The sequence below is a fragment of the Ruegeria lacuscaerulensis genome (assembly GCF_013034685.1).
GTDB classification, from domain to species: Bacteria; Pseudomonadota; Alphaproteobacteria; order Rhodobacterales; family Rhodobacteraceae; genus Ruegeria; species Ruegeria lacuscaerulensis_B.
Window position 1 is genome coordinate 280,579 of record NZ_WQGO01000003.1, and the last position, 12,903, is coordinate 293,481.

10 protein-coding genes are annotated in these 12,903 nt (G+C 60.5%); 4 read left to right on the plus strand and 6 right to left on the minus strand.

What is annotated here, in order from left to right; translation table 11 throughout:
- Nucleotides 1-63: 63 nt before the first annotated feature.
- From GOV80_RS09060 to pepN, 3 genes are all read right to left on the minus strand, one after another.
- Nucleotides 64-1,314, minus strand: coding sequence for a hypothetical protein (locus tag GOV80_RS09060; protein WP_237215745.1), 1,251 nt, complete (start codon nucleotides 1,312-1,314; stop codon nucleotides 64-66).
- Nucleotides 1,315-1,442: 128 nt separating this feature from the next.
- Complete coding sequence (locus tag GOV80_RS09065; RefSeq protein ID WP_170784158.1) at nucleotides 1,443-1,871, minus strand: hypothetical protein; 429 nt, start codon at nucleotides 1,869-1,871, stop codon at nucleotides 1,443-1,445.
- The gene (gene pepN, locus GOV80_RS09070) at nucleotides 1,868-4,420 is read right to left on the minus strand and encodes an aminopeptidase N (protein WP_170784160.1); all 2,553 of its coding nucleotides are present in this window, start codon (nucleotides 4,418-4,420) and stop codon (nucleotides 1,868-1,870) included. Before pepN ends, GOV80_RS09065 begins: the two co-directional genes overlap by 4 nt.
- Before the next feature lie 205 nt (nucleotides 4,421-4,625).
- Between pepN and GOV80_RS09075 the strand changes: the two genes are divergently transcribed.
- The 3 genes from GOV80_RS09075 (at nucleotide 4,626) to GOV80_RS09085 (ending at nucleotide 8,248) form a co-directional block, all read left to right on the plus strand.
- Complete coding sequence (locus GOV80_RS09075; RefSeq protein WP_170784162.1) at nucleotides 4,626-6,761, plus strand: malate synthase G; 2,136 nt, start codon at nucleotides 4,626-4,628, stop codon at nucleotides 6,759-6,761.
- Between the two features lie 82 nt (nucleotides 6,762-6,843).
- Nucleotides 6,844-7,269, plus strand: a complete 426-nt coding sequence (locus GOV80_RS09080) for a GlcG/HbpS family heme-binding protein (RefSeq protein ID WP_170410912.1) — start codon at nucleotides 6,844-6,846, stop codon at nucleotides 7,267-7,269.
- 199 nt (nucleotides 7,270-7,468) lie between these two features.
- Entirely contained in the window at nucleotides 7,469-8,248 is a 780-nt protein-coding gene (locus tag GOV80_RS09085; RefSeq protein ID WP_170769239.1) for a gamma-glutamyl-gamma-aminobutyrate hydrolase family protein, read from the plus strand.
- Nucleotides 8,249-8,294: 46 nt separating this feature from the next.
- Here the strand turns inward: GOV80_RS09085 and GOV80_RS09090 are convergent, their stop codons facing one another.
- Complete coding sequence (locus tag GOV80_RS09090) at nucleotides 8,295-10,535, minus strand: xanthine dehydrogenase family protein molybdopterin-binding subunit (RefSeq protein ID WP_170784164.1); 2,241 nt, start codon at nucleotides 10,533-10,535, stop codon at nucleotides 8,295-8,297.
- Nucleotides 10,536-10,538: 3 nt separating this feature from the next.
- The gene (locus tag GOV80_RS09095; RefSeq protein WP_170784166.1) at nucleotides 10,539-11,003 is read right to left on the minus strand and encodes a (2Fe-2S)-binding protein; all 465 of its coding nucleotides are present in this window, start codon (nucleotides 11,001-11,003) and stop codon (nucleotides 10,539-10,541) included.
- Between the two features lie 88 nt (nucleotides 11,004-11,091).
- Here GOV80_RS09095 and GOV80_RS09100 point away from each other — a divergent pair, with 88 nt between their 5' ends.
- A complete protein-coding gene (locus tag GOV80_RS09100; RefSeq protein WP_170784168.1) occupies nucleotides 11,092-11,685 on the plus strand; it encodes a TetR/AcrR family transcriptional regulator in 594 nt (197 codons plus the stop codon).
- Here the strand turns inward: GOV80_RS09100 and kynU are convergent.
- Nucleotides 11,678-12,871 (minus strand): kynureninase, encoded by a 1,194-nt coding sequence (gene kynU, locus GOV80_RS09105; RefSeq protein WP_170784170.1) that lies wholly within the window; start codon nucleotides 12,869-12,871, stop codon nucleotides 11,678-11,680. The genes GOV80_RS09100 and kynU overlap by 8 nt on opposite strands.
- Between the last annotated feature and the right edge of the window lie 32 nt (nucleotides 12,872-12,903).

Genomic DNA, 12,903 nt, shown 5'->3' on the forward strand with positions numbered 1-12,903 from the left:
TCTATTTCCGCAGAAGTCTAAGCCTGCGTATTAGGCGTGCCACGCCAAAGGGGCAAGGGGGAATCAGTGGCTGGACAGGCGCGGGCCCGATGGGGTGAAGGTCACATCCATGCCCTTGCGCAGTTCTTCGCTGAACAGGTTGCCAATCGCACGCAGCGCGTCACGGTGGCCGCGTGCGGCAAACCGCTCGGTCGAGTTGATGCGTACAGCGTTGTTGAACCCGTTTGCGGCATGGGCCCAGACCAGCGGGTGCAGCTCAGTCAGGTGGTCACGGATCAGCCAGTTCGCAGCCTCGTGGATTTGCGCGCGTACGGCGTCGGCTTGGGCGTTCTGGCCCTGACCTTTTTTGATCGTGATGGCGCAATAGGCGGCCAGCATGTTGACCATTTCCTGATCGGGGCGGTGGCGCAGAATGTCGCGAAGACCTTGCAGGAAATATTCGACATCCAACCGTGCACAGGCTTCGTCATCCAAGACGATGGCGTCGAATTGGGCCCAGGTATACCCGCCTGCGCCCCAGATATCATGGGTGCGGGCGGCATTGCGCAGGGCTTGCACCTCAAGCTCTTCGTAGCTGCCGAACCAGCGCGGCAGCAGATGCGTACCCATAGCGCGCATGTGGCGCTGGTTATGCGGGTCCAGCGTGATCAGACGTTCGTATTTGTCGGCCACGCGGACGCGCGTCTTGCGCTGTCCCGCCAGCAGAGCGCAATCGGCAGCTGCGACCAGAGGGCTGTCCGGCGCCGCTTCGCGACAAGCAGGCAAGATAGCCGCAGCCCGGTCGAAATGCGCGGCACAGCGCGATTGATGCAGCGGCGGCAGATTGGCCTCGGTGGCCGTGCCACGCCACGCCCATGCGATGTCGATATGCGCCAGCGCAACCACCAGCGCGATCATCGGATCACCGGCGTTTTCGCGCATTTCGTCTTCCAGCTCTGAGATGCCGCCCAGCAGGTCATAGTCCCGCACTTCTTTCAGGTCGGACAGGGCGTGTTCGACGGCCAGAACCACATCGGCGCGGGCCCCGAAGGCCAGCAGATCCGCAATCGGCATCCCGTCAGGGGCAGAGGTGCGCGCCTCATCCGCTGCTTTCATTTCCTGCGACAAAACCGTCCACAGGCCCTGACGCGCCAGATGGCGGCCCCGCTCGATCGCATCGCGACCAGCGATGTCGTCCTCGCGGGCATCGGCCAGCGGGATGTTCACTTGCCCCCGATTCGGGAACACGGATGCGACATCTGCTGACAGATGCAAATCTGCTGGCATTTCGGGGACAAGGGCGCTGGGCGCAGTGGATCGGAAAAACCGCAACATGGTGAAACTCGGTAACTGTAAAAACTGGCAACTGCTGAACTGTCGCCGCGAATTGATTCAAATTCAAGATTTTGGGCCTGTTTTGCCCATAATTTGGGAACAATGAGGTCTTGAGATGGGGATTATGCCTAGAAAACCGTAAAGTGATGACGCTTTACCCGAAGCCCCGCTTGCTGCAAAAGCCGCTCGAATTCCCGGTGCGGAGGGGTCGATTCATCGGGCAGGCGAATCTTTTTCTCGGACCTAAGCACAAGTGAAACGCGCACGCTAAAGTCCCAGCGGGTGTCCATGCGCACGTGGTCGATATCGGCCAGATTGACCTCGGCCTGACGCGCGCCGGTGAACCAGCTGATCCGGTCCGGACCCAAGGTCAGACCGGCGCTGGTGCCGCGGGCAAAATCCCACAGCGCGGGCAGGGTGGTCAGCGCCAACAGCGCCATCAGCCACCACGCCGCATCAAACAGGATCACCAGGGCAATCAGTGCCCCATACACGCAGAGCAGGATCGCCAAAACGCTCGGCGTCCTGTTCTGACGTGTGAACGTGTAAGGCGTCATGCGCCTAGTATGCGCGAGACCATCTCGGTCGTGTCCCGCGACAGATCGGGTGTTTCTGCGATGCGGGTTAACTGCGTGCGGATCAGGGCCTGACGGTCGGTGTCATAGCGTTTCCACGTCTGGAAGGCCGAGCACATCCGTGCCGTGGTCTGCGGGTTCACCGGGTCCAGTTTGATCAACCAGTCCGCCAGCAGGGCATAGCCCGCACCATCGGCCCGGTGGAACCCGGCATGGTTCATCGCCAACGCTCCCATGACCGCGCGGAAGCGGTTGGGGTTTTTCCAGTTGAAATCCGGATGCTCGGTCAGGTTGCGCGCCACATCCGCCGTCGCCTCTGGTGCCGCCATCGAGACCTGCAGCCCAAACCACTTGTCCATCACCAACCGGTCATGTTGCCACTGGTCATAGAATGCGGCCAGTTCAGCCTGTCCCTTACCTGCCCGCAGAAGGCAGGACAGGGCGGTCAGTTGCAGGGTCATGTTGTCAGCGGCTTTGTATTCCTCGGCGGCCTTGGCACCGCCGTCCAGTCGTGAGGTCAACGCCAAAGCGGCCCCGCCCAAGGCGCGTTTGCCCGATTGATCGGCATCAGGGCTGTACGGAGCATCAATCACGGTCTCGCTGTGCAAACGCGGCAGCAGGTCCTGTACGTGCTGTGCAGTGACCTGCCGCAGCGTCTCGACGGCGGTCCAGATTGCCATTGGATCGGGTGTTAAGCCTTTCTCGTGCAACGCGGCAGCCAGTTCAGATTGTGTCGGAAGGCCCAACACCAAAGCGCGGTAGGCCGGGTCCAGATCACCATCGCGCAGCACAGCCAGAAGGCCATCCAGATAGTCCGCATCGGGAGCTGCATCGGACTGAATCATGTTCAACAGCGTGTCTTCGGCCAGCGAGCGCCCGGCTTGCCAGCGGTTGAACGCGTCTGTGTCATGGGCCAGCAAAAAGGCGCGTTCAGCGTTGTCTTGATCCTGTTCCAGAATAACCGGGGCGGAGAAATCCCTCAGCACCGAGGCCGTCGGTTTGGCTGCCAGCCCGGTGAAGGTAAAGCTCTGGCTGGCCTCGGTCAGTTCCAGCACCTCAGTCGCGCGAACCTCATCGCCGTTGGGGCCCAGCAGACCCACCGCCACCGGGATCACCTGCGGCAGTTTTTCGTCCTGACCTGGCGTTGGCTCGGTGCGCTGTGACAAGGTCAGGGTGTAGGTGCCGTCTGCCCATTCTTCGGCCACCGACACGCGCGGAGTGCCGGATTGACTGTACCAGCGCTTGAATTGGCTCAGATCGCGGCTGGTCGTATCCTCGAATACCTTGATCCAGTCTTCGATCGTGCAGGCTTGCCCGTCATGCCGATCGAAATACAAGTCCAGCGCCTTGGCATAGGCTTCATCACCCACCAGCCGCTTCAGCATACCGATGATTTCGGCACCTTTTTCATAAACGGTGGCGGTATAGAAATTGTTGATCTCTTGAAAGCTCTCGGGCCGTACGGGATGCGAGAGCGGACCGTTATCTTCGGGGAATTGCCGCGCGCGCAGGTCGATAGCGTCGTGGATGCGTTTCACCGGGGCCGAGCGCATGTCGGATGTGAATTGCGCATCGCGGAAGACCGTAAGACCTTCTTTCAGACAAAGCTGGAACCAGTCGCGGCAGGTGATGCGATTGCCGGTCCAGTTGTGGAAATACTCATGCGCGATGATCGCTTCTATCCGCTCGAAATTCATATCGGTCGAGGTCTCGGGGCTGGCCAGCACCGCGGAGGAGTTGAAGATGTTCAGCCCCTTATTCTCCATCGCGCCCATGTTGAAATCATCCACGGCCACAATGTTGAACACGTCCAAATCGTATTCGCGGCCATAAACGTCCTCGTCCCATTTCATCGACTTTTTCAGCGCCTCCATGCCAAAGGCGCATTTGCCCTCGTCACCGGGGCGGACCCAGAGGTTTAGCTCGACATCGCGCCCGGACATGGTGGTGAACTGGCCCGGATGCGAGATCAACTCGCCCGCGACCAGAGCGAACAGATAGGCAGGCTTGGGCCAAGGGTCGGTCCATTCGGCCCAGCCTTCGCCTTTGCCGCTTGGGTTGCCGTTGGACAGCAGCACGGGCAAATCGCCGTTGATGCGCACGGTGAAGGTGGACATCACATCGGGGCGGTCGGGATAATAGGTGATCTTGCGGAACCCTTCCGCCTCGCACTGGGTGCAATACATCCCGTTTGACATATAGAGCCCCTCAAGCGCGGTGTTGTTGCCGGGGTCAATCTCAACCTCGGCCTCCCAGATGAAGGGCGCGTCAGGGGCGGGCGCGGTCAGGCCCTTATCGGTCACCTCGGGCGCGATCTGCACCCCGTTAATGCAGGCGCGGATCAGGGTCAGTTCTTCGCCGTGCAAAAAGAAGGTGCGATCCGTGGCATCGGGGTCGGGGCGGAAAGCAATGCGCGATGTTACGCGGGTGGCGTGCGCTGCCAGATCGAAGGTTAGATGCACGCTGTCCACAAGATAACCAAAGGGCGTGTAGTCTTTCAGATAGATCGTCGTAGGGGCAGCGTCGCGCATCGGGGCCTCGCATCGGTTGGAGTTTGAGGCGACGTTATGGTCTGTGGCAATGGGCTGCAAGCCGTGTCGCGGATGGGGCGGATCCCAGGTAACGCGATTTTGGTAAGATTTTTTTACCAGAACGCAACGGCAGACGTTGCCTATCGGAAACTTACGCTCTAAATGCTGGCGGTATGCAGTGGCGTACATTGGCAGGAGGAACAAAATGACCAGCAGACAGACACGCAGCGGGCTTCAAGTCGACCCAGTTCTGGCCGACTTCATCGAAGGTAGGGCTCTGCCGGGAACCGGTGTCACCGCTCAGACATTCTGGGATGGTCTGTCGCGGATGGTGTCCGAACTTGGGCCCAAGAACCGCGCGTTTCTTGCCAAGCGCGAACAGATTCAGGGCCAACTGGACGCATGGCATGTTGACCGTAAAGGTCAGGACCACGACGCCGAAGCCTATCAGGGGTTTCTGCGCGAGATCGGCTATTTGGTCGAAGAAGGTGATGACTTTCAAATCGAAACCGCCAATGTCGATCCTGAGATTGCTTCGATCCCCGGCCCGCAACTGGTCGTGCCGATAACCAATGCCCGGTTTGCGCTGAACGCCGCCAACGCGCGTTGGGGTAGTCTGTATGATGCTCTGTACGGCACGGACGCAATGGGCGATCTGCCCGCCGCGGGAGGGTATGACGAAGCACGCGGTGCGCGTGTGATTGCATGGGCCAAAAGCTTTTTGGATGACGCGGTGCCGCTGGCTGCAGGCTCGTGGGCCGATGTGTCCAATCTGCACGTCGAAGATGGTGCGCTGGTACCCGCGCTGGCCGACGCTTCGGCATTTGTTGGCTTTGGCGGTGAGGCCGGGAAGCCCGATTTCGTTCTGCTGAAGAACAACGGGCTGCATGTGAAAATCGTCGTCGATGCCTCTAGTAATATTGGCGCGACCGACCCGGCGGGGATTGCGGATGTACATATGGAATCGGCGCTGTCCACGATTATGGACTGCGAGGACTCGGTCGCCTGTGTGGATGGAGAAGACAAGGTCGTGGCCTATAGCAACTGGCTGGGCCTGATGAAAGGCGATCTGGCTGAGGAGGTGACCAAAGGAGGCACTACCTTTACCCGGAAACTGGCCGATGATCTGACCTATACCACCGCAGGCGGCGAACAGGATGTGCTGAAAGGCCGCTCGCTGATGCTAATCCGCAATGTGGGCCACCTGATGACCAACCCGGCCGTTCTGGATGGTGATGGCAATGAGATCGGTGAGGGCCTGATGGATGCGCTCTCTACCACGCTGATTGCGATGCATGACCTGCAGCGCGAGGGCGGGAATTCGGTCAAGGGCTCGGTCTATGTGGTCAAGCCCAAGATGCACGGGCCAGCCGAAGTCGCGTTCGCGGTTGAGATTTTCGACATGGTCGAAGACATCCTCGGCCTGCCGCGCAACACCGTCAAGCTGGGTATCATGGATGAGGAACGCCGTACCTCGGTCAACCTCAAGGAATGCATCCGTGCTGCGAGATCGCGTGTGGCCTTTATCAACACTGGTTTCCTGGACCGTACGGGCGATGAGATCCATACCTCGATCGAGGCGGGACCGATGCTGCCCAAGGGTGACATGAAGGTGACACCGTGGATTGCGTCTTATGAGGACCGCAATGTCGATATCGGTCTGGCCTGCGGTCTGAAAGGCAAGGCGCAGATCGGTAAGGGCATGTGGGCGATGCCTGACCGGATGGGGGATATGCTGGATCAGAAGATCGGACACCCGAAATCGGGCGCGACCTGCGCCTGGGTGCCGTCCCCAACCGCGGCGACGCTTCATGCAACGCATTACCACAAGGTCGATGTTCTGGCCCGTCAGGACGAACTGGCCGCAGGCGGTGCACGCGGTACACTGGATGATCTGCTGACCGTGCCGCTGCTGGGTGGCCGCAACCTGAGCGAGGACGAGATCACCCGCGAAATCGAGAACAACGCGCAGGGTATTCTGGGCTACGTCGTGCGTTGGGTCGATCAGGGCGTAGGCTGTTCGAAAGTGCCGGATATCAACGATATCGGGTTGATGGAGGATCGGGCGACTTGCCGGATTTCATCTCAGGCGCTGGCCAACTGGCTGCATCATGATGTCGTCAGTGAAGAACAGGTGATGGCTGCGATGCAGAAAATGGCGGCCGTGGTGGATCGTCAAAATGAAGGCGACCCCAGCTACCGCCCGATGGCACCCGGCTTCGATGGTGTGGCGTTCCAAGCAGCTTGCGATCTGGTTTTCAAAGGTCGGGTTCAGCCTTCGGGTTACACCGAGCCGGTTCTGCACGCCCGCCGTTTGGAGTTGAAAGCGAGCTTGGGTTGAACGGATAGGGTCGGAACAAGGGGGCTGTCTGCCCCCTCCCGCTCCCCCGAGGATATTGTTAGCCAGATGAAAGGGATCAGGCATGGCTGTTACATTGCGCAAGGCGCGTACGATTGTGCGCAAGGCTTTGGAAAAGGGCCGCGAGTTGGAGCTGAAACCTCTGTCGGTTGTTGTTCTGGACGCCGGTGGTCATGTGATCGCGTTTGAACGCGAAGATGGTGCCGCGCCCGGTCGTTTTGCAATTGCACAGGGCAAGGCCTATGGCTCGGTCATGCTGGGCATGGCAGGCACCGCGCAGATGGCGCGGGCCGAGGCGCAGGCTTATTTCATGGCTGCTGTTAACGGTGTCTATGGGGGTCAGGTTGTGCCGGTTCCGGGCGGCGTGTTGCTGCGCGACAAGAAAGGCGCCGTGATCGGTGCTGTTGGCGTGACCGGTGACACCTCGGACAATGATGCGATCGCGGCGATGGCCGGGATCGAGGCTGCTGGTCTGACCGGCGAGATCTGATGCATTGGTCAGAGAGTCTGCGGGCTCTCTGACCCTTTGGCGTGTGTGAAGCGCCTGACAAATGGGCATTTGTCCCCATCACAACACCCATGTGCATAGCTGAACAAGTGCCTGCGCTGATACACAGGGGTTGTGCCATTGCGCGCGGCGGGCGTGGCGGCTAGCTTTCCCTGAACACGGAACAAATCAGGAAAGCAGAATGTCTCGACCCATCGTCGGTATCATCGGCAACTCATATTTGATGAACGACCAATACCCGACCCATACGGGTGGGACGATGAATTCGGACGCAGTAGCCAATGTCTCGGACTGTCTGCCGATGCTAATCCCGGCGGACCCGCGCTATGTGTCGGTCGAGGAATTGCTGGAGGTGTGTGACGGGTTTCTGTTGACCGGCGCGCGTCCCAATGTTCACCCCGAGGAATACGGCGAAGCCGCGACGGATGCGCACGGAGAATTTGACCGGGCACGGGATGCAATTGCGCTGCCATTGGTGCGGGCCTGCGTAGAGCGGGGCCAACCGTTCTTTGGCATTTGCCGCGGCTTTCAGGAGGTCAATGTGGCGATGGGCGGGACGCTCTATCCAGAAATCCGCGATCTTCCGGGGCGTATGAATCACCGGATGCCGCCCGATGGCACGTTGGAAGAGAAGTTTGCCCTGCGCCATATCGTGACCCTGTCTGAAGGTGGCGTATTTCACCGCCTGATGGGTGCACATGAAGTGATGACGAACTCGCTTCACGGGCAGGGGATCAAAACCGTAGGCCATCGCATCGTTGTTGATGGGTATGCGCCCGATGGTACGCCCGAAGCGATCTATGTGCAGGACGCGCCGGGGTTCACGCTGTCGGTGCAGTGGCATCCGGAGTGGGACGCGGAAAACGACCCGGTCTCGCGCCCGCTGTTCGAGGCGTTCGGGGCAGCCGTGCATGCATGGTCGGAAGGATCAGGTGCGCGGTTGGTTCAACAAAGCGCATAAAATGTACGCCGGTCCGGGAGAGAAGGACCAGACCGGCGCATCGTGATCAAACCAGCAGATTGAACTGATTGATCAGCGGTAGTGCGCGCGCACGCTCGCCCGTCAGGTCGAATAGGGCGTTGCCGAGCGCAGGCATTGAAGGGGGCGTTCCGGGCTCACCCACGCCGCCAAGGTGACGGTTGGTTTCCAGAATGCGCACCTCGGTCGCGGGCGCGTTGTGCATCCGCAGGGCGTCGTAGTCGGGGAAGTTGTATTGCTCGACCTCGCCCTCGGCAAAGGTGATCTCACCCATCACGGCGGCCGACAGACCATAGATCATGCCGCCGAACATCTGGGCCTCGACCGTGCCGGGGTCCAGCGCAAGGCCGACGTCACAGGCGATCCAGGCTTTGGCGATGCGGATGGTGCCGTCTTCGTCAACCACTTCGATCACCTGCGCGACTGGCGTGCCAAAGCTGTAAGTCATCGCGACACCACGCCCGACACCGTCGGGAGTTTTGCCGGTCCAACCCGACATCTCTTTGACCGCTTGTAGTACACCGGCCGAGGGGGCGTGCTCGTCATTCGCCAGTTCCAGCCTGAAATCCAGTGGGTCGCGACCGGCGGCGTGGGCCATTTCGTCCATGAATGTCTCGTGGAAAAACCCGTTATGGCTGTTGCCGACCGAGCGCCAGAACCCTACTGGCACGCTGAGATCCGCAATATGGCCACTGATGCGGTAATTGGGGACGGCGTAGGGCTGGTTGAACAGGCCTTCGACCAGCACCTTGTCGGGTCCGGCACCGGGCAGGCCGGTATAACGCTCAACCGCCTGCTGGGTGCAGGACTGCGCGGCGACCTTGCCGTCGATCAGAACGGCCTGACCGTCCTTGACCGCGCCGCGCATTCGGGCAATCGCGCCGGGACGGTAGTAGTCATGGCGCATGTCTTCTTCGCGGCTCCAAGTGGTCTGGACCGGGACGCCGGGCATGGCCATCGCAACCTTGGTCGCGATTTCAGCAAAGTCCAGCTCTCCGCGCCGGCCAAAGCCGCCGCCCAAATAGGAGGTGTGGATCTCGACCGCGTCCTTGTCCAGGTTGGCGGTGTTTGCTGCACGCGCCAGCAGTAGGGTGGGAGCTTGATTGCCACACCACAGATCCAGCTTGGTGCCGGTGAACAGCGCTGTGGCGTTCATCGGTTCCATCGTGGAATGCGCCAGGTAGGGCACCGTGTATTCGGCGCTGATTTCCGTCGCACCTTCGGGCAGGACATCCACATCGCCATCATCGCGCATTGTCGAGTTCGGAGCGTCGTCGAACGCCTCGGCGATCTTGGCGAACAAACCGTCAGTTTCAGGCGGATAGGGCGCGTCGCCCCAATCCACATCAATGGCCTCGACCGCTTGAATGGCCAACCAGGTGTTGTTGGCGATGACGGCGACACCATTGCCCAGATCGACCACCTGTTCTACACCGGGCATGGTTTTGGCGGCGCTGTCATCAAAGCCGTTCATCACGCCGCCCAGTTTCGGGTTCATCCGGACCGAGGCGAATTTCAAACCCTCAGGGCGCACGTCGATGCCGAACTCGGCGTTGCCGGTGGACTTGCCCAGCACATCAACGCGCGGCAGGTTTCGTCCTAACAGACGCCAATCCGACGGGTCGCGCAGACCGACATGGCGTGGCTCAATCTGCCCGGCAGCTTCGGCCAGTTCCGTATACGGCAGGCGCGTACCGTCAGGCGCGATCACCGCACCATCTTCGGTCTTCAGCTGAGTGCGATCAACGCCCAACCGATCCGCCGCCGCCTGTTTCAGCGTTTCGCGCGCGGTGGCCCCGGCTTCGCGCATCCGGTCGAATCCGTCCTTCATCGAGGTCGATCCGCCCGTGACCTGCAGACTGAGGCTGCGGCCAATCACGCCCAAGGCCTCGCCCAGATTGTGCTGGAAATCCGAGATGTCATAGCCCTTGTTCGGCAGCCCTTCGCCCAGCAGAGCGTTGTTGTAATAGGCCGCTGCGGCCGGGCCGTGCAGAACGCGGATATCGTCCAGCTCCACATCCAGCTCTTCTGCGATCAAGGCGGCCCAAGTGGTCATCACGCCCTGTCCCATCTCGGCGCGCGGCGCGAACAGTGTCACCCCTTGCCGGTCGATCAGGACAAACGGGCTGAGCGCCGTTTCACCATCGCCGGGTTTCAGCGGGTTGGCGGCGGGGCGACTCACGTAATAGGCACCAAAGGCCACGCCGCCAACAATAGCGGCTGATCCGATCAGGAAGGTGCGGCGCAGGATTTTACCAACAGATGCCATGGCTTACGCCTCCTTCAGTTTGGATGCAGCGTCGTGGATCGCGGCCCGAATGCGAGGATAGGTGCCGCACCGGCACAAATTGCCCTGCATCGCGTCGTCGATATCCGCATCGGTGGGCGAGGGGTTCTCGGCCAGCAGCGCCGCGGCTTGCATGATCTGGCCCGACTGGCAAAAACCGCATTGAGCGACCTGATGATCCACCCAGGATTGCTGTATGGTGGCCATCGCTTCGGGCGTTCCCAGGCCTTCGATTGTTGTGACGTCGCCCCATACATCGGACAGGGCAACCTGGCAGGAGCGAACCGCCTCGCCGTCGATATGGACGGTGCATGCGCCACAGGCTGCCACGCCACATCCGTATTTGGTGCCGGTCATGCCCAATTCGTCGCGCAAAACCCACAAAAGGGGCACATCATCGGGAAGGTCCACCTGATGGGAAGTTCCGTTGATCGTCAGATTGGTCGCCATTGCGCTTCCTCTCGGCTTGTCGCTGCGTGGTTCTTCTGACATAAATAGGTGAAACTGTCAGATCGTCAACTGACAAAATGAGTTAAAAATGTCAGAAGCTGAATTGAAAGATATTGTTGCCGGAGAAAAGAGCCAGTCCATTCTGGAATCGGCCCTTCAGGCGTTTTCGGCCTATGGGTTCCGAAAAACCTCGATGGATGACATTGCCAAGGGTGCGGGAATGTCACGCCCTGCCGTGTACCAGTATTTCCCGAACAAAGAGACGATTCTGCGCAAGCTGACCCAGCGGTATTATGACCGCAAGATTGCCGCCGTCGCCGAGGCTTTGACAGCCGGGGGGGCAGTGCAACAGATCATCAGCGGCGCGATCGAGGCGCAGACCGATGGGATGGCCGAAATATTGGCGACACCGCACGGACTGGAGTTGCTGGATGTCAGCGTCTCGACCGCTGCCGATCTGGTGACCGAGGGCGAGGCGCAGCTTGTCGCGCTTTACGCGAATTGGCTCGGGCTAGAGGCGGAAAACGGGCGTGTGCATTTGTTCGATGAGCCGTCGGAAACGGCCAAAATGATCACGTCGGCCTTGCGTGGGATCAAGGTCTCGGCCGCAGATTCGCAGGAATTCACCCGTTCCAACGCCAATCTGGCAACCCTTCTTGGCGCCGCGCTTGCGATCACGTAACGCGCTGGCGTTGCTTGTATTCCGGGGTATCCCACAGACGGTTGGTCATGATGTCGGCCAGAATTTCCACGGCACGCGCGACATCCTGTTCGTCGATGTAAAGCGGCGTGAAGCCAAATCGCATGATGTCAGGCGCGCGGAAATCACCGATCACGCCACGGGCAATCAGGGCCTGCATAGCCGCATAGCCTTCGGTGAACCGGAACGAGACCTGGCTACCGCGTTGGTTCGGGTCACCTGGGCTGGCCAGCACCAGTTCGGGGCAGGTGGCCTCGACCCGCGCAATGAACAATTCCGTCAGCTCCACCGATTTTGCGCGTACATCGGCCATGTCCGCCATGTCCCAGATGTCCATCGCTGCCGACAGCGCCGTCATCTGGATGATCGGAGGGGTGCCGACCCGCATCCGCTCGATCCCACCGCCGGGGCGGTAATCCAGATCAAAGGCAAAGGGTGCTTCATGACCGAGCCAGCCCGACAGGGCTGGGCGCACTCGGTCGGCCAGCTGCGGGGCGACATAGATAAAGGCGGGCGCTCCGGGGCCGCCATTGAGATATTTATAGGTGCAGCCTACCGCGAAATCGGCGTTGCAGCCCGACAGGTCTACGGGAATTGCCCCGGCGGAATGCGCCAGATCCCAAACCGTGATCGTGCCGTTGGCATGAGCCAGTTCGGTCAGCGCCTTCATGTCATGCATCCGCCCCGAGCGGTAGTCGACCTCGGTCAGCATCAAGACGGCGACGTCTTCGGTGATGTTGTCGGCCACGTCCTCGGGTGCCACGGCGCGCAATTCATAGTCCGGTCCTAACGAGCGTAGAAGACCATCCACCATATATAGATCCGATGGGAAATTGCCGCTATCGGACAGAACCACCTTGCGGTCCGGGCGCAGTTCCAACGCTGAAGCCACGGCTTGGTACACTTTGATGGACAGCGTGTCGCCTGTTACCACCGCGCCGGGTTCTGCGCCGATCAACCGTCCGATACGATCCCCAAGCGCCACGGGCAGCCCCATCCATCCAGCCTTGTTCCAGCCTGTGATCAGCATCTGACCCCATTCCTTGACCAGCATGTCGTTCACCCGGTCACCAGCGGCGCGCGGCAGCGGTCCCAGAGAGTTGCCGTCCAGATAGACAACGCCCTTGGGCAGATCGAACATGGCTTTGGTCGCTTTGAAATCGGTCATGGATGCTCCGGGCTGATGAAAATTCCGTTTCC